The sequence below is a fragment of the Phenylobacterium sp. CCH9-H3 genome (genome assembly GCF_001557235.1).
In the GTDB taxonomy this organism is placed as follows: domain Bacteria; phylum Pseudomonadota; class Alphaproteobacteria; order Caulobacterales; family Caulobacteraceae; genus Phenylobacterium.
Genome location: NZ_LSJI01000078.1, coordinates 1 through 24,038, shown reverse-complemented (window position 1 = coordinate 24,038; position 24,038 = coordinate 1). Strand labels below are relative to the sequence as shown.

At 70.1% G+C, this 24,038-nt stretch carries 24 protein-coding genes; 13 read left to right on the top strand and 11 right to left on the bottom strand.

The genetic code is table 11. The features are described 5' to 3' along the window. The first annotated feature begins 63 nt into the window (after positions 1-63). Positions 64-504 (top strand): DUF1801 domain-containing protein, encoded by a 441-nt coding sequence (locus AX721_RS07150; RefSeq protein WP_068875328.1) that lies wholly within the window; start codon positions 64-66, stop codon positions 502-504. 24 nt (positions 505-528) lie between these two features. On the opposite strand, the gene AX721_RS07145 is transcribed toward AX721_RS07150, so the two are convergent. After that, positions 529-1,473, bottom strand: a complete 945-nt coding sequence (locus AX721_RS07145) for a LysR family transcriptional regulator (RefSeq protein ID WP_068875327.1) — start codon at positions 1,471-1,473, stop codon at positions 529-531. A 77-nt stretch (positions 1,474-1,550) separates the two neighbouring features. On the opposite strand from AX721_RS07145, the gene AX721_RS07140 reads away from it, so the two are divergent. Both AX721_RS07140 and AX721_RS07135 read left to right on the top strand, forming a co-directional pair. Then, on the top strand, positions 1,551-2,054 hold the full coding sequence (locus AX721_RS07140) for a DUF4440 domain-containing protein (protein ID WP_068875326.1): 504 nt from the start codon (positions 1,551-1,553) through the stop codon (positions 2,052-2,054). Beyond that, positions 2,051-2,494, top strand: coding sequence for a hypothetical protein (locus tag AX721_RS07135; protein WP_197422492.1), 444 nt, complete (start codon positions 2,051-2,053; stop codon positions 2,492-2,494). Before AX721_RS07140 ends, AX721_RS07135 begins: the two co-directional genes overlap by 4 nt. Positions 2,495-2,513: 19 nt before the next feature. On the opposite strand, the gene arsB is transcribed toward AX721_RS07135, so the two are convergent. Beyond that, the gene (gene arsB / locus AX721_RS07130) at positions 2,514-3,590 is read right to left on the bottom strand and encodes an ACR3 family arsenite efflux transporter (RefSeq protein ID WP_068875325.1); all 1,077 of its coding nucleotides are present in this window, start codon (positions 3,588-3,590) and stop codon (positions 2,514-2,516) included. 11 nt (positions 3,591-3,601) lie between these two features. Further along, positions 3,602-3,946, bottom strand: a complete 345-nt coding sequence (locus AX721_RS07125) for a helix-turn-helix transcriptional regulator (protein WP_068875324.1) — start codon at positions 3,944-3,946, stop codon at positions 3,602-3,604. A 110-nt stretch (positions 3,947-4,056) separates the two neighbouring features. Between AX721_RS07125 and AX721_RS07120 the strand changes: the two genes are divergently transcribed. The 4 genes from AX721_RS07120 (at position 4,057) to AX721_RS07105 (ending at position 7,766) form a co-directional block, all read left to right on the top strand. After that, a complete protein-coding gene (locus AX721_RS07120; protein ID WP_068875323.1) occupies positions 4,057-4,527 on the top strand; it encodes an ArsI/CadI family heavy metal resistance metalloenzyme in 471 nt (156 codons plus the stop codon). 48 nt (positions 4,528-4,575) lie between these two features. Continuing rightward, positions 4,576-4,893 carry a helix-turn-helix transcriptional regulator gene (locus tag AX721_RS07115; protein WP_068875322.1) on the top strand — a complete coding sequence of 106 codons (318 nt, stop codon included), beginning with the start codon at positions 4,576-4,578 and terminating at the stop codon, positions 4,891-4,893. A 70-nt stretch (positions 4,894-4,963) separates the two neighbouring features. After that, the gene (locus tag AX721_RS07110) at positions 4,964-5,380 is read left to right on the top strand and encodes a cupin domain-containing protein (protein WP_068875321.1); all 417 of its coding nucleotides are present in this window, start codon (positions 4,964-4,966) and stop codon (positions 5,378-5,380) included. Between the two features lie 148 nt (positions 5,381-5,528). Further along, the gene (locus AX721_RS07105; protein WP_068875320.1) at positions 5,529-7,766 is read left to right on the top strand and encodes a TonB-dependent receptor; all 2,238 of its coding nucleotides are present in this window, start codon (positions 5,529-5,531) and stop codon (positions 7,764-7,766) included. A gap of 130 nt (positions 7,767-7,896) precedes the next feature. On the opposite strand, the gene recQ is transcribed toward AX721_RS07105, so the two are convergent. The 3 genes from recQ to AX721_RS07090 form a co-directional block, all read right to left on the bottom strand. After that, positions 7,897-9,747 carry a DNA helicase RecQ gene (gene recQ / locus AX721_RS07100; RefSeq protein ID WP_068875319.1) on the bottom strand — a complete coding sequence of 617 codons (1,851 nt, stop codon included), beginning with the start codon at positions 9,745-9,747 and terminating at the stop codon, positions 7,897-7,899. Positions 9,748-9,805: 58 nt separating this feature from the next. Continuing rightward, the gene (locus AX721_RS07095; RefSeq protein ID WP_068875318.1) at positions 9,806-10,270 is read right to left on the bottom strand and encodes a BLUF domain-containing protein; all 465 of its coding nucleotides are present in this window, start codon (positions 10,268-10,270) and stop codon (positions 9,806-9,808) included. An 84-nt stretch (positions 10,271-10,354) separates the two neighbouring features. Next, the gene (locus AX721_RS07090; protein ID WP_068875317.1) at positions 10,355-12,094 is read right to left on the bottom strand and encodes an amidohydrolase family protein; all 1,740 of its coding nucleotides are present in this window, start codon (positions 12,092-12,094) and stop codon (positions 10,355-10,357) included. 134 nt (positions 12,095-12,228) lie between these two features. Here AX721_RS07090 and AX721_RS28550 point away from each other — a divergent pair, with 134 nt between their 5' ends. Next, on the top strand, positions 12,229-12,357 hold the full coding sequence (locus AX721_RS28550) for a hypothetical protein (RefSeq protein ID WP_255355331.1): 129 nt from the start codon (positions 12,229-12,231) through the stop codon (positions 12,355-12,357). Here AX721_RS28550 and AX721_RS07085 read toward each other — a convergent pair. Further along, on the bottom strand, positions 12,354-12,803 hold the full coding sequence (locus AX721_RS07085; RefSeq protein ID WP_156467050.1) for a COG3650 family protein: 450 nt from the start codon (positions 12,801-12,803) through the stop codon (positions 12,354-12,356). The genes AX721_RS28550 and AX721_RS07085 overlap by 4 nt on opposite strands. A 39-nt stretch (positions 12,804-12,842) precedes the next feature. On the opposite strand from AX721_RS07085, the gene AX721_RS07080 reads away from it, so the two are divergent. From AX721_RS07080 to AX721_RS07065, 4 genes are all read left to right on the top strand, one after another. After that, positions 12,843-13,964, top strand: a complete 1,122-nt coding sequence (locus tag AX721_RS07080; RefSeq protein WP_068875315.1) for a DNA cytosine methyltransferase — start codon at positions 12,843-12,845, stop codon at positions 13,962-13,964. A gap of 87 nt (positions 13,965-14,051) precedes the next feature. Further along, positions 14,052-15,044 carry a cysteine synthase A gene (gene cysK / locus AX721_RS07075; protein ID WP_068875314.1) on the top strand — a complete coding sequence of 331 codons (993 nt, stop codon included), beginning with the start codon at positions 14,052-14,054 and terminating at the stop codon, positions 15,042-15,044. Position 15,045: 1 nt separating this feature from the next. Then, positions 15,046-16,206, top strand: coding sequence for an NAD(P)/FAD-dependent oxidoreductase (locus AX721_RS07070; RefSeq protein ID WP_082765614.1), 1,161 nt, complete (start codon positions 15,046-15,048; stop codon positions 16,204-16,206). Beyond that, positions 16,203-16,610 (top strand): very short patch repair endonuclease, encoded by a 408-nt coding sequence (locus AX721_RS07065; RefSeq protein ID WP_068875312.1) that lies wholly within the window; start codon positions 16,203-16,205, stop codon positions 16,608-16,610. The genes AX721_RS07070 and AX721_RS07065 overlap by 4 nt, the downstream gene beginning before the upstream one ends. Here AX721_RS07065 and AX721_RS07060 read toward each other — a convergent pair. The 3 genes from AX721_RS07060 to AX721_RS07050 form a co-directional block, all read right to left on the bottom strand. Beyond that, positions 16,607-17,071, bottom strand: a complete 465-nt coding sequence (locus AX721_RS07060; protein ID WP_068875311.1) for an OsmC family protein — start codon at positions 17,069-17,071, stop codon at positions 16,607-16,609. The two genes, AX721_RS07065 and AX721_RS07060, sit on opposite strands and share 4 nt — an antisense overlap. Before the next feature lie 13 nt (positions 17,072-17,084). After that, positions 17,085-18,872, bottom strand: coding sequence for an acyl-CoA dehydrogenase C-terminal domain-containing protein (locus AX721_RS07055; RefSeq protein ID WP_068875310.1), 1,788 nt, complete (start codon positions 18,870-18,872; stop codon positions 17,085-17,087). A 104-nt stretch (positions 18,873-18,976) separates the two neighbouring features. Beyond that, positions 18,977-19,444: a MerR family DNA-binding transcriptional regulator gene (locus AX721_RS07050; protein WP_068875309.1), complete on the bottom strand. Its 468-nt coding sequence runs from the start codon at positions 19,442-19,444 to the stop codon at positions 18,977-18,979. A gap of 249 nt (positions 19,445-19,693) precedes the next feature. Here AX721_RS07050 and AX721_RS07045 point away from each other — a divergent pair, with 249 nt between their 5' ends. Continuing rightward, the gene (locus AX721_RS07045) at positions 19,694-22,084 is read left to right on the top strand and encodes a zinc-dependent metalloprotease (RefSeq protein ID WP_197422491.1); all 2,391 of its coding nucleotides are present in this window, start codon (positions 19,694-19,696) and stop codon (positions 22,082-22,084) included. Here AX721_RS07045 and AX721_RS07040 read toward each other — a convergent pair. Then, a complete protein-coding gene (locus AX721_RS07040) occupies positions 22,081-23,778 on the bottom strand; it encodes a lysine--tRNA ligase (RefSeq protein WP_068875307.1) in 1,698 nt (565 codons plus the stop codon). The genes AX721_RS07045 and AX721_RS07040 overlap by 4 nt on opposite strands. Positions 23,779-24,038 lie beyond the last annotated feature (260 nt).

Here is a 24,038-nt window from a genome sequence, read left to right as displayed (position 1 = left end):
GCCGTCGATTCCCATCGTCGCGCCCGGCCTGGTGCGGCGAGCGCGCACGCAGGAGGCTCGAGGATGGCGAAGGCTGATGACCGCTCGGGATCTGCAGACGGCGAGCCACTGCTTCTCTCGGGGGGCAATCCGCAGATTCCCAAGGGCTACGGCGACGAACCCGTTCAGCGCTACATCGCCGCCATGCCGGGATGGAAGCGCCGGATCGGCGAACGGCTGGACGCGCTGATCGTCCAGGCCGTTCCGGGCGTGCAGAAGGCGGTGAAGTGGAACTCGCCCCTCTACGGGCTGGAGAGGGACGTCTGGTTCCTGAGTTTCCACTGCTTCACCAGGTACGTGAAGGTCGCCTTCTTCCAGGGCGCGTCGCTGGACCCTCGGCCCCCCGGATCGTCCAGGCAGGAGAAGGTTCGATACCTCGACATTCATGAGGCCGACGCTATCGACGAAGCACAGGTCGCGGATTGGGTGAAGCAGGCCAGCCGCCTCCCCGGTGAGCGCATGTGAGCGAAAGGGAAGGGAGAGAGCGGTTCAGCGCTGTCGTCCCTCGGCCAGCTGGTCGAGCATCCAGGCCAGCCCGGCGTCGGCGAGGGCTGGCAGGGGAACCGCCGCGTTGAGGCGGAAGCGGCCGAGCGGCAGCGGCGGCTCCAGTCCGACCACGTCGAACCTCGGTCCGTGCATCGCCGCGAAGCGCCGCGGCAAGGCGCACACCAGGTCCGACTCCGCCACAAGGGCCAAGGCGAACATGAAGTTCGGCGCGGTGAGCGCTATCCGCCGCGCGCGGCCCTCGCGCGCCAGGACGACGTCGACGAAACCGTACGGGTCGCCTGTGCCGGAGACGACGAGGTGCGGCAGGGCGCAATAGGCGTCCAGGTCGAGCCCGCCCGCGGCCGGGTGTCCTCGGCGCACCGCGGCGACGAAGTCCTCCTCGAACACGGCCTGCCGGTGGAAGCGCGCCGGGATCTCGTCGACGGGGATCACGGCGATGTCGAGCGTGCGCGCGTCCAGGTCGTCGAAGGCGCCGCGCCAGGCGCGAACGGGATTCGTCTCGCCTTCGACCGGCAGCAGTTGGCGCACGCCCAGATCGACGTTCGGGGCGACGGACCGCAGCCGGGCGAGCAGTGGTGGCGCGATGACGGCCGACACGCCGTCCGGGGCGCCGAGCACGAAGCGGCGGCGGGACGTCGCGGGGTCGAACGGCGCGACGCTGGCGAGGACTCCGCGCACGCCGGCCAGGACCTCCGCGATGGGCGCCGTCAGCTGAACCGCGCGATCCGTGGGCGTCACGCCCCTGGGGGTCCGAATGAAGAGGGGATCGCCCAGCAGCCGGCGCAACCGGCCCAGGCCGTGGCTGACCGCCGACGGCGAAAGGCTCAGTCGCAGCGCCGCGCGGCCGACGTGGCGTTCTTCCATCACCGCCTCGAACAGCACGAGAAGGTTCAGGTCGGCCCGGGATAGATCAGTTTCATGCAGCATATCGCTGTAATCATATCATTGGATTCAGCGAGCGCCTTCATAGTCCTTGATCCGTCATCGCAAGACGGAGCACCACCATGTCGATATCCCGGCGCGCAGTGTGCGCAGGCGGTCTCGCGGCCACGCCGGCCGCCATCACGACCGAGTCCCCCCTCCCGGATCTCGTGAAGCTGTCCGAAAGCGCGAACGACGCCCTGATGCGCGGCGACGTGGCCCGCTACCGGACGCTGCTGCGCCTGGATGAGGATTTCCTGCTGATGTCGCCCTTTGGCGGCGAGCCTTCGCGCCGCCCGACGGACGAGGCGGCCTGGGCCCGGCTCGGCGCGTTTTTCGCAAACGGGTCGCTCTCCCAGCAGCTCGTCCATGCGTGGGAAGGCGCCGATATGGCGACCTTGGCCGTGATCGAGCGCGCCCGCGTGGAGGTTGGCGGACTGCCGGCGCAGGACTGGGCTCTGCGGGTGACCCTGGTCTACCGCCGTACGGCGGAGGGGTGGGCGCTGATCCATCGTCATGCGGATCCGCTCGCCCATGGGATCGGCCTGCGCCAGGCGGCGGCGCTCGGCCGGGGCGCGACGCCATGATGGCCGGCCAATGGATTTTGCCGGTGTGGGTGGCCTTGGTGTTCTGGGTCCTGGGGCAGATCTGGTTTTGCCAGATCGTCGTCTATCCCGTTTTCGCCAAGGTCGGCGAGGCCGACTACGTCGCCTATCACCGCTTCTATTCGCGCCGCATCGCGTTGCCGGTCATCCTGCCGGGCTTCGCCAGCCTTCTGGCCCCCATCCCGTTGGCGCTGTGGGGTCCGCCCGTTCCCGGGTGGATGAGCGCCGCCAACATCGCCGCCGGCGCGGTCGGGCTGGCGGTGACGGTGCTGCTGGCCATACCGCGTCACAACCGATTGGAGCGGACGGGGCGCGACGCGGCGGTCATCGCCGAACTGGTGCGCTCCAACTGGCCGCGCACCCTATCGATCACGGTTCAGGCCGGGATCGCCCTGGGCATGCTTTCGCAGGCGACCAGGTGACGACCAGGGCGACCGACGCCTAGCTCGACGGCGGCGCGCCGCTTCCCCCCGTCAAGGCCACTCGCCGCACCGCCCCGCCGCGGTCGTACCAACCGCAGCTGCGGTTCACGATCGCGACGACGGTCAGCATCAGGGGCACCTCGACCAGCACGCCCACCACCGTGGCAAGGGCCGCGCCGGACGAGAATCCGAAGAGGCTGATGGCGGCCGCCACGGCCAACTCGAAGAAGTTGCTGGCGCCGATCAGGGCCGAAGGGCCGGCGACGCAATGGGCCTCTCCGCTGGCGCGGTTCAGCAGGTAGGCAAGGCCGGCGTTGAAGTAGACCTGGATCATGATGGGTACGGCCAGCATGGCGATGATCGCCGGCTGGGACAGGATCTGCTCGCCCTGGAAGCCGAACAGCAGGACCAGGGTCGCGAGCAGGGCCGTGAGCGAGACGGGCCCGATCCGCGCCAGGAGGCGCTGCAGCTCCGCCTCCCCGCCGCCGCGCAGCAGGGCTCCGCGGAGGAGCTGGGCCAGGACGACCGGGACGACGATGTAGAGTCCCACCGACAGCAGCAGCGTCTCCCAGGGGACGGTGATCGCCGAGAGGCCGAGCAGCAGGCCGACGATCGGCGCGAAGGCGACGATCATGATGGCGTCGTTCACCGCCACCTGGCTGAGGGTGAAGTTGGGTTCGCCCCGGGTGAGGTTGCTCCAGACGAACACCATGGCCGTGCACGGCGCGGCGGCCAGCAGGATCAGCCCGGCGATGTAGCTGTCGATCTGACCCGCCGGCAGGTAAGGGCGGAACAGCCAGCCGATGAACACCGCGCCCAAGGCGGCCATGGAGAACGGCTTCACCGCCCAGTTGACGAACAGGGTCACGCCGATCCCGCGCCAGTGTCGGCCCACCGCGCGCATGGCGCCGAAATCGACCTTCATCAGCATGGGCACGATCATCAGCCAGATCAGCCCCGCGACCGGCAAGTTCACCTTGGCGACCTCGGCCGCGCCGATGGCCTGGAAGGCGGCGGGGAACAGATGGCCGAGGGCGACCCCGACCACGATGCACAGGCCGACCCAGACGGTCAGGAAGCGCTCGAAGCGCGACATGGGCTGGGTGCTCATCGGGCGGGCGCGCAGCGCTGGCCGGCGATGGCGGCGAGGGGCCCACAGATCTCGGGCGTCCCGCCGCAGCAGTCCTCCACCAGGAAGGCGAGCAACTCGCTCATGACGTCGTAGTTCGCGGTGTAGATGATCGAGCGCCCCTCTCGGCGCGACGCGATCAGGCCGGCGTGGCTGAGAATGTTGAGATTCGCGGAGAGGGAGCTGGGGGGCGACCCCAGCGTCCGGGCGATCTCGCCCGCGGCAAGGCCCCCGGGGCCGCGCTGCACCAGCAGTCGGAACACCGCAAGCCGGCCATCGTGGGCCAGGGCGGACAGGCAGGGTACGGCGGATTTCGCTTCCATGATTCCACCATAGCAGAATTATCGAATGAAACAGGCTCGACCGGCTTGACACCCCGCCGGGATGCTATATTTCCAAGAAACCAGAAATATAGTCCTTTTGGAGACGTCCCATGAAGCGCATGCACCTCCACGTGAGCGTTCCAGACCTCGTGCAATCGATGCAGTTCTACGAGACCCTGTTCGGCGCGCCGCCGACGGTGGTGAAGGACGACTATGCCAAGTGGCAGCTGGACGACCCGCTGGTGAACTTCGCGATTTCCGCGCGCGGCGCGGCGGTCGGAGTCGACCACATCGGCATCCAGACCGAGACGGCGGAAGAGCTGGCGGCGCTGGCCGGCCGCCTGAAGGCCGCAGGCGCCGAGACGTTCGACCAGACCGCGACGGCCTGCTGCTACGCCCGATCCGACAAGAGCTGGGTCAACGACCCGGCGGGCGTCCGCTGGGAGACGTTCTACACCTTCGGCGAGGCGACCACCTACGGCGAGGATCCGGAGCCGCCGGCCGCCGCGCCCGCAGCGGACGTGGCGGCCACGGCCTGCTGCGGCGCGACCCCCAAGGCCGAGGCGCCGGCTTGCTGCTGACGCCGCGCTCGATTGACCGGTCGGCCTGGCGGGACCTACACGGATGGCATGTCGGTCCTTTCTGAGCGCGACGCCGTCGCCGGGCTCGCCGCCCTGGGCAGCCCGACGCGGCTGCGCCTGTTCCGTCTGCTGGTGCGGGCTGGCGAGCCGGGGGCCAAGGTCACCGACCTTGGCCGCCTGATGGCCACCCCCGCTTCGACCCTGTCGCATCATCTCCTGGCCCTCACCCGCTCGGGCCTGGTGCGCCAGGAGCGCCGGGGGCGGGAGGTGATCTGCACCGCCGACTATGCCCGGGTCGCCGCGCTCGCAGGATACCTCACCGAATCCTGCTGCGCTGGGCTGGAGACCGCCGACCCCGAGGACTGACCCGGCGATCCGCGCTCTCTCCTTGGGAGCAGGGCGCGACAGGTTCAGGGTGCCGCCTGGAGGATCCATCATGCGCACCCTGCTCGCCGTCACGCTCGCCTTCTCAGCCCTTGCGGCCGGCCCCGCCGCCGCCGCGCCGCCCGCCGTCATCGTCGACGAGACCAAGGTGGTCCGGCAGGAACCGCCGCCACACGGCGCCATCGGGATGAGCACTGCCTACCGGATCAGCGACGCCGTGCCGAACCGGACCATGGAGTTCCGCAAGCGCGTGCTGCACGTGGGGGCGGCCATCGGCCCCCATCCGATCGCCCACGACGAGGTCTACTACGTCCTGTCCGGCGAAGGCGAAGTGGAGTCCGACGGCGTGAAAGCCCGACTGACCCCCGGCATGGCGGCCTATCTCTACACGGGCGCCGTCGTCGGCATCCGGCAAGTCGGCGCCAGCGAGCTGGCGTTGATCATCTCGTACCCGGTGGTGAAGCCCTGAGGCTCGCACAACACTGTTGCGCTGCGATCACGCTGCGCGACAGAATTGTGACACGCAGGCCGAGACCGCACCCACGAACGCCTCGCGTGGTGTAGCTAGGGCGTCGGAAGGCGAGCTCCCAGTCGCCTGAAGAACCAGAGGTCCTCTCATGAAGACGCCCGCGTCGCTGCGCGCCCTGTTGGCCGCCAGCGCCTCCGTCACTGTGTTTGCGTTGACGTCCCCGGCCATGGCGGCGCAAGCCGACACCGAAGTGGGCGAGGTGCTGGTCACCGCCCAGAAGAAATCCGAGAATATCAACGACGTGCCGCTGGCGGTGACCGCGGTGAGCGGCGAGAAGCTGGACGCCATCCGCTCGTCCGGCGGCGACATCCGCGTCTTCTCGGCCCGCGTCCCCAGCCTGACCCTGGAATCCAGCTTCGGCCGGACCTTCCCGCGCCCGTACATCCGTGGCCTGGGCAATACCGATTTCGATCTGAACGCCAGCCAGCCGGTCTCCTTCGTCTATGACGAGGTCGTGCTCGAGACCCCGGTGCTGAAGGGCTTCCCGCTGTTCGACATCGCGCAGGTGGAAGTGCTGAAGGGCCCGCAAGGCACCCTGTTCGGCCGCAACACCCCGGCCGGCGTGCTGAAGTTCGACAGCGCCAAGCCGACCCAGACCTTTGAGGGCTACGCCCAGGCGTCCTACGCCACCCACTCCACGATCAACGTCGAGGGCGCCGTCTCCGGCCCGATCGTCGAGGGGCTGCTGGCCGGCCGCCTGTCGGCCATCTACCAGCACCGCGACGACTGGGTGGACAACACCCTGACGCCCAAGAAGAACGACAGCGAGGGCTACGACCAGTTCGCCATCCGCGGCCAGCTGCTGTTTACGCCCACCGAAGACCTCTCGGCGCTGCTGAACCTGCACTACCAGCACCTGGACGGCACCCCGCGCGTCTTCCGCGCCAACATCATCCAGGCGGGCACGAACAATTTCGTCCCGGGCTTCAAGCGCGACGAGATCAGCCAGGACGCCCAGGGCCGCGCGGTCCAGAAGATCGAGTCCGCCGGCGCCAGCCTGAAGCTGGACTACGACTTCGGCGAGGGCATGCCCACCCTGACCTCGATCACCGCCTACGAGCGCGTGGACGCCTATTCGCGTGGCGACATCGACGGCGGCTTCGGCGCCTCGTTCGCCCCGCCCTTCGGCCCGGGCTTCATCCCGTTCCCGGCGGAGAGCGCCGACGGCATCCCGTTCCACCGCCAGTTCACCCAGGAGGTGCGCCTGGCCGGCCAGAACGGCCCGCTCGGCTACACGGTCGGCGCTTTCTACTTCAACGAAAGCATCAAGATCGACAGCTTCGACTACAACACCCTGGCCGGCGGCGCCCTCCAGGGCTACGCCTACCAGAACCAGAAGAGCGAGAGCTGGGCGCTGTTCGCCAACCTGGACTACGACGTCAGCGAACGCCTGAACGTCGGCGGCGGCATCCGCTACTCCGACGACAAGAAGGACTTCCTGGCCCAGCGCACCCTGTCGCCGTTCGGCGCCCCGGCCACGGCCATCCTGCGCGCGAACCCCGACACCAGCGAGGTCAGCTTCAACGTCAACGCCACCTATGCGGTGAGCGACGACGTGAACGTCTACGCCCGTGTCGCCCGCGGCTATCGCGCCCCGTCGATCCAGGGCCGCCTCGTGTTCGGCGACACGCTCTCGGTCGCCGACAAGGAGACGGTGATGTCGTATGAAGCCGGGGTGAAGGGCACGCTGCCCAACGCCCGCGCCCGCTTCGACGCCGCCGTGTTCTACTACCGCGCCAAGGACCTTCAGATCACCGCGGTCGGCGGCGGCGCGAACTTCAACCGCCTACTCAACGCCGACAAGGCGGTGGGCTACGGCTTCGAGTTCAACGCCGAGGCCGAGCCGGTGGACCGCCTGATCCTCACGGCGGGCCTCTCGTACAACAACACCGAGATCAAGGATCCGAACCTGTTCACCCAGCCCTGCGGCGGCGGCTGCACGGTGCTGGATCCGGCCGGCCCGGTCGCCGGGACGGTGCGCATCGACGGCAACAGCCTGCCGAACGCACCGAAGTGGATCGCCAACGTGACGGCGGGCTACTCGTGGCCGGTGGGCGAGGGCGAGATCTTCGTCTTCACCGACTGGGCCTACCGCTCGAAGGTCAACTTCTTCCTCTACGAGTCGGCCGAGTTCAGCGACGACAAGCTGCTGGAGGGCGGCCTGCGCCTGGGCTACCGCGCGCCCGGCGAGCGTTGGGAAGTGGCCGCCTTCGGTCGCAACATCACCAACGACAAGTCGCTGGAAGGCGGCATCGACTTCAACAACCTTACCGGCTTCGTGAACGACCCGCGCATCATCGGCGTGGAAGTGAAGACGAAGTTCTAGGCTGAAGTTGCTCCCCTCTGGGGGAGCTCCCGCGAAGCGGGCGAGGGGGTCTGTCCAGGTCGTGGAGGACCCCCTCCATCCCGGCGCACGGCGCCGAGCCACCTCCCCCGGCGGGGGAGGAACCTTCGATTCAGATGAACCCCCCCACCACCTCCAGCACCGCCTCGCCATAGTGCGAGAGCTTGGCCTCGCCGACGCCGTTGAGGCGGGCGAGGGCGGCGCGGGAGCCGGGCTTGGCGGCGGCGATCTCGGCCAGGGTGCGGTCGTGGAAGATGACGTAGGGCGGCACGTGCTGGGCCTTGGCCTCGGCGGCCCGCCACGCGCGAAGGGCCTCGAACAGCGCCTGGTCGCCGGCGCCCACCACGGCAGCCTCGCGCCCCTTCCGCCGGCCACGGGCCGTGGCGCGGGCCTCGGGCCCCTCGGGGTGCTTGCGCATCGCCACCCGCTGCTCCCCCCGGAACACGGCGCGCACGGCCTCGGCGTCGCCCAGGCCCACCAGCGGCCGGCCGTCGTTGGGGTCCTCGCGCAGCAGGCCTTCGAACAGAAGTTGCTCGGTCAGGTCCCGCCACTGCGTCGCCGACAGCTCCTGGCCGATACCCCAGGTGGAGAGCCCGGCCTCCCAGTCGCTCACGTCCTTGGTCTTGCCCAGCAGGTGATCGACCAGCCGGCCGCGGCCGAAGCGCCCCTGCAGCCGGTGCGCTGCCGACAGCGCCTTCTGGGCGGCCTCGGTGGCGTCGGTGGTCTCCACGGTCCCCAGGCAAAGATCGCACTGGCCGCAGGGCTCGACCCCCTCCTCGCCGAAGTAGCGGCGCACGGCGGCGGCCCGGCATCCGGAACCGTCCAGCATGGCGTAGAGCTGGCGCACCTTGCGCACCTGGGCCTGCTTGACGGCCTCGTCCACGTCGCGCTCGCCGATCCGGCGCAGCGCCCAGGACAGGTCCGCCGCGCCGTAGAGGGTGATCCCTTCGGCCGGGTCGCCGTCGCGCCCGGCCCGGCCGACTTCCTGCCAGTAGGCCTCGATGGCGGCCGGCGGGTCGGCGTGGATCACGAAGCGGACGTCGGGCTTGTCGACCCCCATGCCGAACGCGATCGTCGCCACCATCACCGCGGCGTCCGCCTCCAGGAACTCTTCCAGCCGCTGCGCCCGGATCCGCTTGTCGAGACCGGCGTGGTAGGCCAGAGCCGGCACGCCGGCGTCCCGCAGCGCCTGGGCCAGGCCCTCGGTCTTGTCGCGCGAGCCGGCATAGACCACGCCCGAACGGCCGGGCCGGGCGGTGACCAGCTCGACCACCTTCTTCTCGACGTTCCCCCGCTTGCGCTCGGCCGAGAGGATCAGCTCGGGCCGCGCGAAGCTGGCCACGAACTCGGCCGAGCCCTCCAGCCGCAGTTCGGCGCGGATGTCGTCGCGCGTCCGGGCGTCCGCGGTGGCCGTGACGGCCAGGCGCGGCACGGTGGGGAACAGGTCGGCCAGCCGCCCCAGCATCCGGTACTCGGGCCGGAAGTCGTGGCCCCACTGGCTGACGCAGTGCGCCTCGTCGATGGCGATCAGGGCCAGCGGCGTGCGGCTCAGCCGGTCCAGCATCCAGGGCTGCATCAGCCCCTCGGGCGAGACGTACAGCAGGTCCAGCTCGCCGGCCTCGATCCGCCGCCAGGTTTCGGCCCGCTCGTCCATCTCGATGTTGGAATCGAGTCGGGCCGCGGCCACGCCCGACTGAACCAGCGCCGCCACCTGGTCGGTCATCAGGGCGATGAGCGGCGAGACCACCAGCCCCAGGCCTGGCCGCACCAGGCTGGGGATCTGATAGCACAGGCTCTTGCCGCCGCCGGTGGGCAGCACCGCCAGGGCGTTTCGGCCGGCCAGGACCTCCGCGATCACCTCGGCCTGCAGGCCGCGGAAGTCGCTATGGCCGAAAGTGCGCCGCAGGATGTCCCGCGCCGCGTCCAGCGGGGCGATCTCGGCTTGGGCGGCGGCGGGACTCATCCAGCCTATATGCCGCGCACCGCCGGGAGGCGCCATGCGGCGTCCCGGGTTTTCCCCGTTATCCCGCGAATGACAGCCGGGTTCGCGACTGAATGTCCCGCACCGCCTTCAGCAGCCGCAGCGCCGACTTGTCCGACAGGGTCGCCGGCGTGAACGCCTGCCGCTGCTCCAGGGCGTCCAGGATCGCATCGTCCCCCGGGCTCATCCGCCGGGCGCACATATTCCAGTCGGAGAACTCGCGTCGCTCCGCCGGACCCGCCGCCAGCACCTTCGCCGCGTCGTGCCGCGGGTCGTTCACGATGCGGCCATAGGTGGTCATGACCGCTTCGGCCGGCCCCTCCAGGGCCTGCACGAACCAGCCGTCGTGGATCAGCAGGAGACCGGTCACGGCGACCTGGCGGTTATTGCGGATCGAGGCCTGGATGATCCGCGAGATCTCGTGGTCCAGGTCCGCCTCGCGAACCCGCTGACGACTGGCGTAGATCAGGCGATGCAGGGTGCGGGGGGCGGAAACGGCGGGCATGCGAACTCCGGGCAGGTTCGCCATTAGTGCATAATATCGTTGAAGAAACGGCTAACCCGAAGCGTCGGGAAGGCGACGGTCCCCCTATTCCGCCGCCAGCCTGGCCGGCGCGGCCTGGCCTCCGCGCAAGAGGCGGCCGGGCAGGGCGTCGGTGGGGGTGCCGTCCCGATAGGTGACCTGGCCGGCGAGGAGGGTGGCCGCATAGCCTTCTGCCCGCTGGATCAGACGCCGCCCGCCGGCCGGCAGGTCGTGCGCGACCTCGGGCGCCTTCAGCTTCAGTCGCCCGTAGTCGATGACGTTGAGGTCGGCGCGATACCCCGGCTGGATCACGCCGCGGTCGAACAGGCCAACCGTCTCCGCCGTGTCGCGGCACTGGGCCTTGATCATCCGCTCGATGCTGAGCTTCGGTCCCCGCGTGCGGTCCCGGGTCCAGTGGACCAGGTTGGTGGTGGGGAAGCTGCCGTCACAGATCATGCCCACATGGGCCCCGCCGTCCGACAGGCCCGGCACGCAGTCCGGATGGGTCAGCATCTCGTAGGCCGGGTCCAGGCTCCCGTCCGCATAGTTCAGGAACGGCAGGTACAGCATGCCCCGCCCGTCCTTGGCCAGCATGTGGTCCAGGGCGATCTCGGCGGGATCGCGCCCGGTCCGCGCGGCCATCGCGGCGACCGTCTGGTCGGCCGTGGGCTCGTAGTCCGGGTCTTCGCCCATGAGGAACATGCCGGCCCAGTTGCGCGGCTGGCTGCCAGCAAAGCTTCTCTGGGCCTCGATCTCCTCGCCGAGCAGGCGGGCGCGGAAGGACGGGTCACGGAGGGCGGCGACGCGCTCGGCGAGGGGCCGGCCGGCGATCTCGCGATAGGCGGCGTGCTGCGTGAAGGGGTTCAGGGTCAGCTCCAGGCCGAACAGGATGCCCACGGGCCGGCTGGCGACCTGCGCCCGCATGAGCAGGCCGTCCACGTTGGCGGCCCGCAGCCGCTCGAGCAGGAACTGATAGCTGCGCGGCGCCTTGGGACTCTGGAGCAGGCTGAACGACAACGGCCGGCCCGATTTTTCCACCAGGCGCCGCAACATCGCCCATTCCGCCTCCGGGTCCTGGAAGTCCGAGACCACCTGCAGTACGCCCCGTCCCGCGGCGGCCATGCCCATGGCGATCCCGGTGAGCTCATCCTCGCCCGCCGTCAGGGTGGGGGTGGGCTGGCCGTCGGACGTGCGGTGATTGAGCGTCCGCGAGGTGGCGAAGCCGATGGCCCCCGCCTCCATGGCGCGCTTGGCGATCGCCGCCATGGCATGGATGTCGGCCTTGCTCGCCGGTTCGCGGTTGGCGCCTCGCTCACCCATCACGAACACCCGCAGCGCCGCGTGCGGAAGCTGGCTGCCGATGTCCACGTCGAACGCCCGCCCGGCGAGGCTGTCGAGATATTCGGGATAGCTCTCCCAGTTCCACGGCAGGCCCTGGCTCAGCACGGGGAAGGGAATGTCCTCCACGCCTTCCATCAGCCGGATGAGCCGGTCGTGGTCCGCCTCGCGGCAGGGCGCGAAGCCGACGCCGCAGTTGCCCATGACGACCGTGGTCACCCCATGCCAGGACGAGGGCTGCATCCGCTGGTCCCAGGTGGCCTGGCCGTCATAGTGGGTGTGGATGTCGACGAAGCCGGGTGTGACCAACTGGCCCCTCGCGTCGATCTCCTCCGCCCCCGCACCGGCGATGCGGCCCACGGCGGCGATGCGCCCGTTCTTGACCCCCACGTCCGCCTCGATCGGCGGCGCCCCGGTCCCGTCCACGACGGTGCCGCCCCTCACGACGAGATCGAAGGCCTTCTCCATGGGGCGTCTCCCGTACCGTGTTTTGCGAGTACTTGCGCCTCCTGACGCCGGGTCGGTCAAGCGCCGAAGCGGGAACCCGGCCTCCGGCAAGGGATTGCTACGCCCGTGCCGGAAGAAGTCCGGATGAGGAGACCATGTCCGTCAAAGCCTTCATCGCGCTCGCCGCCCTGGCCGCTGTAGCCGTCGGCTTCGCGCTGCCCGCTCCGCACCAGGCTGAAGCCCAGCAGGTGGCCCAGGGCCAGTTGCTGGAGCTGGAGGACTAACCGCCTTCGCGCGGCAGTTCGGTCGCTTTCGCGGCGCAGCCGCGCAGCTCTTCGTTGAGCATCACGACCTCCGCGCTCATGGGGTAGGCGAGATCGCTCATCCCGTCAGAGCATTGGCTGGCGTAGAGCGTCACGGTCATCTGGCGCCCGTCCGCCGTCTTGGCGATCCAGATCGCCCGACCCTCCGAGATCGACGCGCCCGGCGCCTCGGCGGTCAGGTCGGGCTGTCCCGGCCGCGTCAGGCGGAAGGCCTTGCCGTCTATGGTCAGCGCCCAGAAGGGCTCGGTCCCGCGCGCGGTGATCGGCTTGGAGATGTCCATGGTCGTTCCGGCCGGCGCCGCGGCCGCCGGGGCGTCGGCCGGCGGCGGGGCGGGCTTGCCCTCCGGGTCCTGCGGCTGGCAGGCGGCGAGGAGCAGGGCGGCGAGGGCGGCTGGCGTCGTCTTCATCTTCACGATCTTGGCGCAAATCACGCTAGCGTCCATGCCATGGCGCGGCCTTTCGCCTTCTATGAGTTCTTTGCAGGCGGCGGCATGGCCCGGCTGGGCCTGGGCGCCGGCTGGTCCTGCGCCTTCGCCAACGACTTCGATCCGGTCAAGGCGGCCACCTACCGCGCCAATTTTCCCGACGCGGACGACCACTTCCATGAGGGCGACGTCTGGAAGCTGTCGGTCGAAAACCTGCCCTGCCGCGCGGACCTCGCCTGGGCCTCCAGCCCGTGCCAGGACTTCAGCCTCGCCGGCGCCCGCGCGGGCCTGTCGGGCGGGCGCTCGTCGGCCTTCTTCGGCTTCTGGCGGCTGATGGAGGCGTTGGACGAGGGCGGCCGCGCCCCCCGGATCATCGTCATCGAGAACGTGGTCGGTCTGCTCACTTCGCACGGCGGGGCCGATTTCGCCGCGCTGGGCGCCGCGCTGGGCGCCCTCGGCTACCGCTTCGGGGCGCTGGAGATCGACGCGGCGAGCCTGCTGCCGCAGTCCCGGCCCAGGGTCTTTGTGATCGCGGCGCGGGATATTCCGGCCGGCCTGACCGGCGACAGTCCTTTCCACACCCGCGCGGTCCGCGCCGCCCACGCCGCCCTGCCAGCCGACGCGGCCGCCAACTGGGTCTGGTGGCGACTCGCCGCGCCGCCCGCGCGCAACACCGACCTGGCCGCCCTGCTGGAGCCGGACGAGGCGGTGGCCTGGCATTCGCCGGAGGAGACCGCGCGTCTCGTCGACCTGATGGGCCCCCTGCACCGCGCCCGCCTCGGCGCGGTGACCGGGCGTGCGGTGGGCGCGGTCTTCCGCCGGACGCGCATCGAGGATGGCCGCCCGACCCAGCGCGCCGAGGTGCGGTTCGACGGCTTGGCCGGCTGCCTGCGGACCCCGCGGGGCGGGTCCTCGCGCCAATCCATCGTGGTGGTGGAGGGCGGACGGGTCCGCTCGCGCCTCTTGAGCCCTCGAGAGGCTGCACGCCTCATGGGCTTGCCGGACGCCTACGCCCTGCCGCGCACGACCACCGGCGCCCTGCACGTGGCCGGGGACGGGGTCGCGGTTCCGGTCGTCCGCTGGCTGGCCGGCGAGCTGCTGGAGCCGTTGCTGCACCCTGCGGCGGTCATGGCGGCCGAGTAAATCTATAAGCGGCGCCACGGCTCGCCGCTTCCAATCCCCATCGGAAGGCTTAGGGTTCGGCGCGAACTTCAAGCCACGAGGTCCACGATGGACGACGCCACTCCCGACAAGGCCTACACCGCCGCCCGCTACAAGCGCTCGGGCCGGGGCCGGATCTACGACTCCGTCCTGGACCTGATCGGCGATACGCCGCTGGTGCGGCTGCCGCACCTGACCGCCGCCCTCAAGCCCAAGGGCGAGGTCGTGGCCAAGCTCGAGTTCTTCAACCCGCTGGCCTCGGTTAAGGACCGGATCGGCGTCTCCATGGTCGAATGGCTGGAGGCGACGGGCCACCTCAAGCCCGGCGGCCGGATCGTGGAGCCCACCTCGGGCAACACCGGCATCGCGCTCGCCTTCGTAGCGGCGGCCAAGGGCTACAAGATCACCCTGGTCATGCCCGAGAGCATGTCGATCGAGCGGCGCAAGATGCTGCTGATCCTGGGCGCCACCCTGGAGCTGACCCCGCCCGAGAAGGGCATGGCCGGCGCCGTCGCCCGGGCCAAGGAGATCGTCGAGGCGACGCCGGGCGCGGTGATGCCGCAGCAGTTCGACAACGCCGCCAACCCCCTGATCCACCGCGTCTCGACCGCCGAGGAAATCTGGAACGACACCGAGGGCCGCGTGGATGCGGTGATCTCGGGCGTCGGCACTGGCGGCACCATCACCGGCGTCGGACAGGTGCTGAAGGCGCGCAAGCCGTCGCTCAAGATGGTCGCCGTCGAGCCGGCCGCCTCGCCGGTGCTGTCCGGCGGCGCGGCGGCTCCGCACAAGATCCAGGGCATCGGCGCGGGCTTCGTCCCCTCGATCCTGGACCGCGGCGTCATCGACGAGATCATCCAGGTGACCAACGAGGACAGCTTCGCCATGGCGCGGCGGGTGGCCAAGGAAGAGGGGATCCCGGTGGGCATCTCGTCCGGGGCGGCGCTGACCGCGGCCTTCGACCTGGCCAGCCGCGACGAGATGGCCGGCAAGCTGGTCGTGGCCATCATCCCGAGCTTCGCCGAACGCTACATCTCCACCGCCCTGTTCGACGGACTCTAGCCTGCAGGTCGGCGTCGTCGGCTGCGGCGTCGCCGGGCTTGCGGCGGCGCTGGCCATGGCGGGGCGTGGTCACAGGGTCACGCTGTGCGAGGCGTTCGAGACCCCGCGTCCCCTCGGCTCCGGACTTCTACTGCAGCCGTCGGGCTTGGCGGCCATGCGGGCGTTGGGGCTCGACGAGGCGATCCTGGCCCGCGGCGCGCGGGTCGACCGGCTGGAGGGGCGGGATCTCGCCGGCCGCGAACCGATGCGGATGGCCTACGCCACCTGGCGTCCCGGCGCATTCGGGCTGGGAGTGCACCGGGCGTCGCTGTTCGAGGTGCTGCTCGCCGGGGCGGAGTTGGCGGGCGTCGATATCCGAACCGGCGCCGCCGTCACCAGCTTCGATGGACTGATATCGCCCACCCTGACTGACGCTGCGGGCCGTAGGCACGGCCCCTTCGACATCGTGGTGATCGCGGACGGCTCGGCGTCCAGCCTGCGCCAGAAGTTGCGACCGCGCGCCCTGGCCCCAGTATACCCGTGGGGCGCCGTCTGGGCCAACGCCGCCGCCGGTCCGGAATTCGAAAACGCCCTGCGGCAGCGCTATGACCGCGCCGAGGTGATGGCCGGCGTCCTGCCAATCGGGGGAGGGCAGGTGAGCTTCTTCTGGTCGCTGCCGGTCAGGGCGATGGGCGCCTGGGCCGAAGGCGACTTCGCCGCGTGGCGTAACCGGGTGCTGCGCATCTGGCCGGAGGTCGAGCCGGTCGTCGCGCAGTTCGAGGGCCCCGGCGCCTTCAGCCGAGCCGTCTACCGCGACGTGAGCGTCGGCAACTGGTCTGCAGGCGCCTTCCTCCTCATCGGCGATGCCGCGCATGGGACCAGCCCCCAGCTCGGTCAGGGCGCAAACCTGGGGCTGATCGACGCCGTCGAGCTGGCGATGCGGGTCGAGAGCCCGGCGCACCTCGCCCGATATCAGCGCGCCCGCCGGCTGCAGACCGGGCCCTATCAGCTCTTCTCGCGCGCACTGACGCCTCTGTTCCAGTCGGCAGGACCGGTGGGACCCTGGGTGCGCAGCGCGCTGTTTGCGCCCCTGGCCCAGGCGCCCTTGCTGGACCGCATCGCGGCGGCCACCCTGACCGGCATGTTTCGCCTGGGACCCACGCCGCGCGAGCTGAGGCCATGACCGACGTCTACGGCCCCGAGAAGCGCTCGGCGGTCATGCGGCGGGTGAAGGGGCGGAACACCGGCCCGGAGATGACGGTGCGCCGGGCGCTGACCAAGCTGGGCGCCCGCTATCGGCTGCATCGCAAGGACCTGCCCGGCAATCCGGACATCGTCCTGCCTGGGCGCAAGCTGGCGATCTTCGTCCACGGCTGCTTCTGGCACGGTCACGACTGCGCGCGCGGAGCCCGGGTGCCCAAGCAGAACCGCGACTACTGGGTCGCCAAGGTCGCCCGCAACGTCGCCCGCGACGCGAAGGCCCGCGAGGCCCTGGCGGCGCTGGGCTGGCGCGTAGAGACGGTCTGGGAGTGCGAGCTCAAGGACGCAGTCGCGCTGGACGCCCGGCTCGCCGCCCTGCTGGCCTAAACCGGCGCGACCTCTTCCACGACCACCTCGGTTTTCACCGAATTGGCGATGAAGCATTCCTCGTGGGCGCGGTGGTGCAGGTGTTCGGCCTCGGCCTCCGTGGGGCGCTTTCCGGCGTACTCGATCTCGGGCCTGAGGGTGACCTTGCTGACCCAGGGCACGCCCGCCGGGTTCTTCTCCATCACGCCCTCGGCCGCGTCGCGGTAGCGGGTGACGGTGAAGCCCTCCAGCCGAGCCATGTGGAGGAAGGTCAGCATGTGGCAGGACGAGAGCGAGGCGACCAGCATCTCCTCCGGGTCCACCGCGCCCTTCACCGCCCACTTGCCGACCACGTGCGGCGACGAGGTCGCCGGCATGCGGTGCTCGGCGAAGTCCACCAGGTGCCCCCGGCTGTAGCGGCCGTTCAGGAAGTCCTCGCCCTCGGCCAGGACCCAGTCGATCGTCGCGCGGTAGGCCGCCACGGTATCCCCCTTCTCAGAACGCTTCGGCGGGAAGCTTCATCATGAGATCGGAGCCGGTCTTCAGCTTCGCAAGCCGGCTAGACGTCTCCGGCAACAGCCGTTCCACATAGTAGCGGCCGACCACCAGCTTGGTCTCGTAGAAGGGGTCCTTGTCGCCGCCGGCGATGCGGGCCAGGGCCGCCTTGGCCTGCAGGCTCCACATATAGGCCAGCGCCGTCAGGCCGAAGAGGTGCAGGTAGTCGGTGGAGGCCGCGCCGGCGTTGTCGGGATTGGCCAGGCCGTTCTGCATCAGCCACATGGTGGCCTCCTGCAGTTCCGCCTTGGCCGTGGCGAGGCCGGCCGTGAAGGGCTTCAGGCCCGCGTCCGTCTCATTCTCGGCGATGAAGGCGTCGAGTTCGGCGAAGAAGCTCATGACGCCGCGGCCGCCGTCGGCCGCCAGCTTGCGGCCCACCAGGTCCAGCGCCTGGACCCCGTTGGTGCCCTCGTAGATCAGGGCAATGCGCACGTCGCGCAGGTACTGGCTGGCCGGGAAGTGTTCCGTGAAGCCTGAGCCGCCGTGGACCTGCATGGCGTCGGAGCAGACGTTGAAGCCGCGGTCGGTCAGGAACGCCTTCACCACCGGCGTCATCAGGGCCATGTAGTCGCGGCCCTTCTGCCGGACCGCCTCGTCGGGACTGGCGTGGCTGAGGTCGCCGTGCAGGGCGGTCCAGGCCATGAAGGCGCGGCCGCCCTCGACGATGGCCTTGGCGTCCATCAGCATCCGCCGCACGTCGGGGTGGACGATGATCGGGTCGGCGGGGCCGTCCGCGTTCTTCGGTCCGGTGAGCGAGCGCCCCTGCAGCCGATCCTTGGCGAAGGCGGCGGCGGCCTGATAGGCGGCCTCGGCCTGGGCGATCCCTTGCAGCCCCACGCCCAGCCGCGCCTCGTTCATCATCACGAACATCAGGGCGAGGCCCCGGTTCTCCTCGCCGATCAGCCAGCCGGTCGCCTCCTCGTGGCTGATCACGCAGGTGGCGTTGCCGTGGATGCCCATCTTCTCTTCCAGGCCCAGGCACTTCACCGAATTGCGCGCACCGGGATTGCCGTCGGCGTCGGGGATGAACTTCGGCACGATGAACAGGCTGATGCCCCGGGTGCCCTGCGGCGCGCCTTCGATCCGCGCCAGCACCAGGTGGACGATATTCTCGGTCAGGTCCTGCTCACCGCCCGAGATCCAGATCTTCTGGCCCGTGATCTTGTACGTCCCGTCGCCTTGCGGAACCGCCTTGGTGCGCAGCAACCCCAGGTCCGTGCCGCAGTGCGGCTCGGTCAGGTTCATGGTGCCGGCCCACTGGAACGAAGCCAGCTTAGGCAGGTAGAGGTCCTTCTGCTCCTGCGTCCCGCCCACGTGGATCGCCGAATAGGCGCCGTGCGTCAGGCCGGGGTACATCGAGAACGCCATGTTCGCCGAGGAGCTCATCTCGGAGAAGGCCACATTGACCACGTGCGGCAGCCCCTGGCCGCCGTAGGCCGGATCGGAGCCGAGGGCGGGCCAGCCGCCCTCCACCAGCTTGGCGTAGGCGTCCTTGAAGCCGTCGGGCGTTTTGACCGTGAAATCCGGGCTCCAGACGCAGCCCTGCTTGTCGCCGACGCCGTTCAGGGGCGCCAGGACCTCCGAGGTGAACTTGCCGGCCTCTTCCAGGATCGCATCGATGGTGTCCATCGACGCGTCGGCGAAGGCGGGCAGGTTGGCGTAACGCTCCAGCTCCAGCACGTCGCGCAACAGGAAGGCGTAGTCCCGAACAGGGGCCTGATAGGTCATGGAGGGCAAACCTCGAGAGGAAGTGGCGGCAGGTTTTCCCGCCGATACCATGCTCCCCCCGAGCCGTCATGGCCGGGCTCGCGCCCGGCCGTCGTCCGGCAAGGCTAGGCTTCCGCGCCGTCCAGCTGCCGGCGCAGCATCTGGTCGTAGTCGGCGGCGCGGGGCAGCAGGTCCGGGCGCGTGTTGGCCAGGCGCTTCTCCATGGCGGTGATCCCGCCGCGGAGCTGGTCGATGGCCGCGTCGATGTCCTGCTTCTGCTGCTCCAGCGCCACGATGCGCTCGCGGAACTTCTTGAGACTCTTCGCCGCCTGCTGGGCGCCCGAGTCGTCGGCCTCGTAGAGGTCAAGGATCTCGCCGATCTCGCTGAGTGACAGCCCGACCCGCTTGCCCCGCAGGATCAGGATCAGCCGGCCCCGGTCGCGATAAGAATAGACCCGGTTCATCCCGTCGCGGGCGGGATTGAGCAGCCCCTTGTCCTCGTAGAAGCGCAGGGCGCGCGGCGTGCATTTGAACTCAAGGCACAGCTGCCGGATCGTGTAGGTCCGGGCCGGACGGCGCAGGTCCGTTGGCATGATGACGTCCTCCCTTAGGTTATCGTTGATAACACGGTGCCCCCGCTTTCCGTTTACGTCAAGGGAGCCTGACGTTCACGCTGCGGTGAAGGGCGGCCCCGGGGGCAAGGCGGAAGCATCGCCGGAAATGCGGCGGGCTGTTGACGCCGAGCCCTGGGCGCCGGCGCGCCGGGTGGCTAGCTTCGCCGCCTGTTCGTCATGGGGGTTGCTGTGAAGCGAGTGTGGTTGGCCGGCGCGGGATGCGCCGTCTTGTTGGCGCTGGCCGGCCCGGCGGCCGCGAAGGCCAGGAGCGAGGCCGCAGACCCCATCGCGGGGCTCGCGCGGCAGGAAGGCCTGGTCTCGGTCTACGCGGACCCCGCCAAAGGGCGGGCGCTCGTGGCCCTGCCCAAGCCGGACGCCGAGGGGATCGCGGGCCGCTACCTCTATGTCTCGGCGCTGAAGACCGGCCTGGGCTCCGCGCCGGTCGGCCTCGACCGCGCCCGGCTGGGCGACACCCAGGTGCTGGCGTTCCGCAAGGTCGGCGGCAAGGTGCTGGCTGAGTTCGAGAACACCCGCTTCCGGGCCGCCGGCGCCGTCGCCGCCGAACAGGCCGCCGCCCGCGAAGCCTTCGCCACCTCGGTGGTCTGGGCCGGCAAGGTGGAGGCGACGCTCCCGGACGGGCGTCTGCTGGTCGACCTCTCCTCGTTCCTGACCCGCGACGTGATCGGCATCGCCGACGCCCTCAAGCAGGCGGGCGAGGCCGGCTACAAGCCGGTGGGCGACCTTTCGGTCGTGGACACCTCCGCCGTGAAGGTCTTCCCGGAGAACGTGGAGTTCGAGGCGCTGCAAACCTACGCCTCCGACACCCCCGGCCCGGAGACGCGCAATATCGCGCCCGATCCGAAGCTGATCACCCTGGCCGTCCGCCATAGCCTGGTGAAGCTGCCGGAGCCCGGCTATCAGCCGCGCGCATTCGACCCCCGGTCCGGCGCCTTCGACGGCGTTGTGTTGGACTACGCCGCGCCTCTCGACCAGGACATCGTCCAGCGCCTCGCCCGGCGATTCCGCCTGGAGAAGACCGACCCGACCGCCGCCGTGTCCACCGTCAAGAAGCCGATCGTCTTCTACGTGGACCGGGCCGCCCCCGAGCCGATCCGCACGGCGCTGCAGGAAGGCGCCCAATGGTGGACGAAGGCCTTCGAGGCCGCCGGCTTCAAGGACGCCTACCGCGTGGAGATCATGCCCGAAGGCGCCGATCCCCTCGACGTGCGCTATAGCGTCATCAACTGGGTCAATCGCGCCACCCGCGGCTGGTCCTATGGCCAGGCGGTGACCGACCCGCGCACCGGCGAGATCGTGAAGGGCTCGGTGCTGCTGGGATCGCTCAGGGTGCGCCAGGACATGCTGATCTTCGAGGGCCTGGTGGGCGCCGACGAAAGCGGCAGGGGCGGCCCCAACGATCCGATCCAGGTCTCGCTGGCCCGCATCCGCCAGCTATCGGCCCACGAGGTGGGCCACTCCCTGGGCTTTGCGCACAACTTCGCGGCGTCCAGCCAGGACCGCGCCTCGGTCATGGACTACCCCGCCCCGCGCGTGAAACTGACGGACGGCAAGATCGACCTCAGCGACGCCTACGGCGTGGGCGTCGGCAAGTGGGACGCCTTCACCGTCGACTGGCTGTACGGCGACGGCGACCCGGCCGTGAAAGCCGCCCGCGCGGCGCAAACACTTCGCTATGTGACCGACCAGGACGCGCGCGCCGTGGGCACGGGCCAGCCCTACGGCGCGATCTGGGACGATGGCGACGAGCCGGTGGCCGAACTGGCCCGGGTCATGGCGGTTCGGCGCGTGGCCATCGACCGGTTCGGGCCTCAGGCCCTGCGCCCGGGCGAGCCGGCCCAGGCGCTGAAGCGCAAGTACGTTCCGATCTATCTCCTTCACCGCTACCAGCTCGAGGCGGCGGCCAAGGTCCTGGGCGGGGTCGACTTCAGCTACGCGGTCCGGGGCGATCCGTCGGCCCGCGCCGAGGTGGTCCCCGCGGCCCGGCAGCGCGAGGCGCTGGCCGGCCTGCTCGCCGCCATGACGCCCCAGGCCCTGGACACGCCGGAGGCGCTGATCCCGTTCCTCTCGTCCGGCCAGTCGGGCGACACCGACCGGCAGTACCAGATCGAGGTGTTCGACGGCGCCGGCGGCCCGGTGTTCGACGCCCTTAACGCCGCCGACGTGGGGGCCGGGATGGTGCTGGACGCCCTTCTGGCGCCCGACCGTCTGGCCCGGCTCACCGAACAGCATCGACGTGACGCCGGCCAGCCCGGGGTCGGCGAGGTGGTCGACCGTCTGCTGGCCCAGGCCTTCGCTCCGGCGCCCGGCCGGCTCGCCGAGGTCGCGAGGCGCATCCAGACCCGCACGGCCCTGGAACTGGCCGCCGCGTCGCGCCGGCCCGACGTCTCGCCTGCGGCCAAGGCCGAGATCGGCCAGCGCCTGGCCGACCTGGCCGTGAAGCTCAAGGTCACGCCGGGCGCCGAAGCATCGGAGCGGGCCCACCGCCTGACTCTGGCGGCGCTGCTCACCGATAAGGAGGAACTGGTCCGGGTCCTCGCACAGCCCCGGCGTCGCCCGGAGGCGCCTCCCGGCATGCCCATCGGCAGCGACGAGGACTAGGCGCCCACCAGTTCGCCGGCCAGCGCGCGTTCGATCAGAGCGACGGTCCGGTCCACCCCGAAGATGGCGACGAAGGAGCCGAAGCGCGGGCCCTGGCTCTGGCCCAGAAGCACCTCGTAGAGGGCGGAGAACCAGGCGCGCAGCGGCTCGAACCCGGCCGCCTTGCCGACCTCGAACACCTCGTTCTGGATCGCCTCCGCGTCGGCGCCCGGCGGCAGGGCTTTCAGCTTCGCGACCAGCGCCTCCATGGCGGCGCGCTCCTGGTCGCTCGGGGCCCGGAACCGCTTCGAGGGCTTCACGAAGTCCTCGTAGTAGTTGATCGCATAGCCCGCGAGGCGGTCCAGCAGCGGCTCGCTCTGCGGCGTCGCGCCGGGCAGGTAGCGGGCGATGAAGGCCCACAGAAGGTCCTTGGTGGACGCGTCGGCCGCCGACACCAGGTTCAGCAGCAACGAGAAGCTGACCGGCGAGCCCTTTTCGGGCGGATCCCCCCGGTGGACATGCCAGGCCGGGTTGTCGAGCTGGGCGGCGTTGTCGCCCTCCGCCTTCTTGCGGATCAGGGCGTCGAGCTGTTGCAGGTACTCGTCGGTCGCCTTGGGGATGACGTCGAAGAACAGCCGCTTCGCCGACTTGGGCGACTGGTACATGTAGTAGGTGAGGCTCTCGGGCGCGCCATAGCGCAGCCATTCCTCGATGGTCAGGCCATTGCCCTTGGACTTCGAGATCTTCGTGTTGTTCTCGTCCATGAAGAGCTCGTAGTGGAACGCCTCGGGCGGCTCGGCGCCTAGCGCCTTCACGATGCGGTTCGAGACGCGCACCGAGTCCACCAGGTCCTTGCCCGAGGCCTCGAAGTCCACGCCCAGCGCCGTCCAGCGGGCCGCCCAGTCGGGACGCCACTGCAGCTTCACGTGGCCGCCGGTGACGGGAACCTCGGTCAGCTCGCCGTCCTCGTCGGGGAAGGTGATGGTGCCCTTCTCCACGTCCCGGGCCACCGTCGGCGCCTGCAGCACCCGGCCGGTCTTGGGGCTGATCGGCAGGAAGGGGGAATAGGTGGCCCGCCGTTCCTCGCCCAGCGTCGGCAGCATGATCGCCTGGATGGCGTCGAAGCGCGCCAGGATGCGCAGCAGCACCTCGTCGAACCGCCCAGACCTGTAGGTCTCGGTCGATGACATGAAGGTGTAGTCGAAACCGAAGCCGTCCAGGAACGCGCGCAGCCGGGCGTTGTTGTGGGCGCCGAAGCTCTCGTACTCGCCGAACGGGTCGCGGACAGAGGTCACCGGCTTGTCGCGGTCCTCTTCCAGCATCGCCTTGTTCGGCACGTTGTCCGGGATCTTCCGCAGGCCGTCCATGTCGTCGGAGAAGACGATCAGCTGGGTGGGGATCGCATCCTCGGTCAGGGCCCGGAAGGCGTTGCGCACGATGGTCGGCCGGGTGGCCTCCCCGAAGGTGCCCAGGTGGGGCAGGCCGGACGCGCCGTAACCGCACTGGAAGACCACCGGCTTGGCCAGGGCGGGCAGGGTCTGCACGGCCTCAGCGAACTTGCCCTGGGCGAACAGGGCCGCGGCCAGGTCGCGCTCGGCGTCGGACAGGCGCAGGCGGGTGATGCGGTCCAGCAGCAGGCGCGCCTGTTCGAACGGCCAGCTCTTGGCCTCGCGCGCCTGGTGGGAAAGTCCTCGGAGGTTCGGGCCTTGCGACATGGCGGCGGCCTAACGCCGTAAGCCTTCCGGCTCAAGCGCAATCGGTCGGGGGTTGTCACGGGATCGTCGCGCCAGCGTGACGCGTCTGACACGCGAGGTCCCTAAGCCGCCCCGGGTCTGGTCGAATGGGGGGTATGGGATGCGACGGTTCACGACTTCGGTCAGCGGTCTGGCGCTGGCTTCGGTGCTGGCGGCGGGACCGGCGGCGGCGCAGCAGGTGGACGAACTGGTCGTCACCGGCCAGCGCCTGTCCCAGCAGC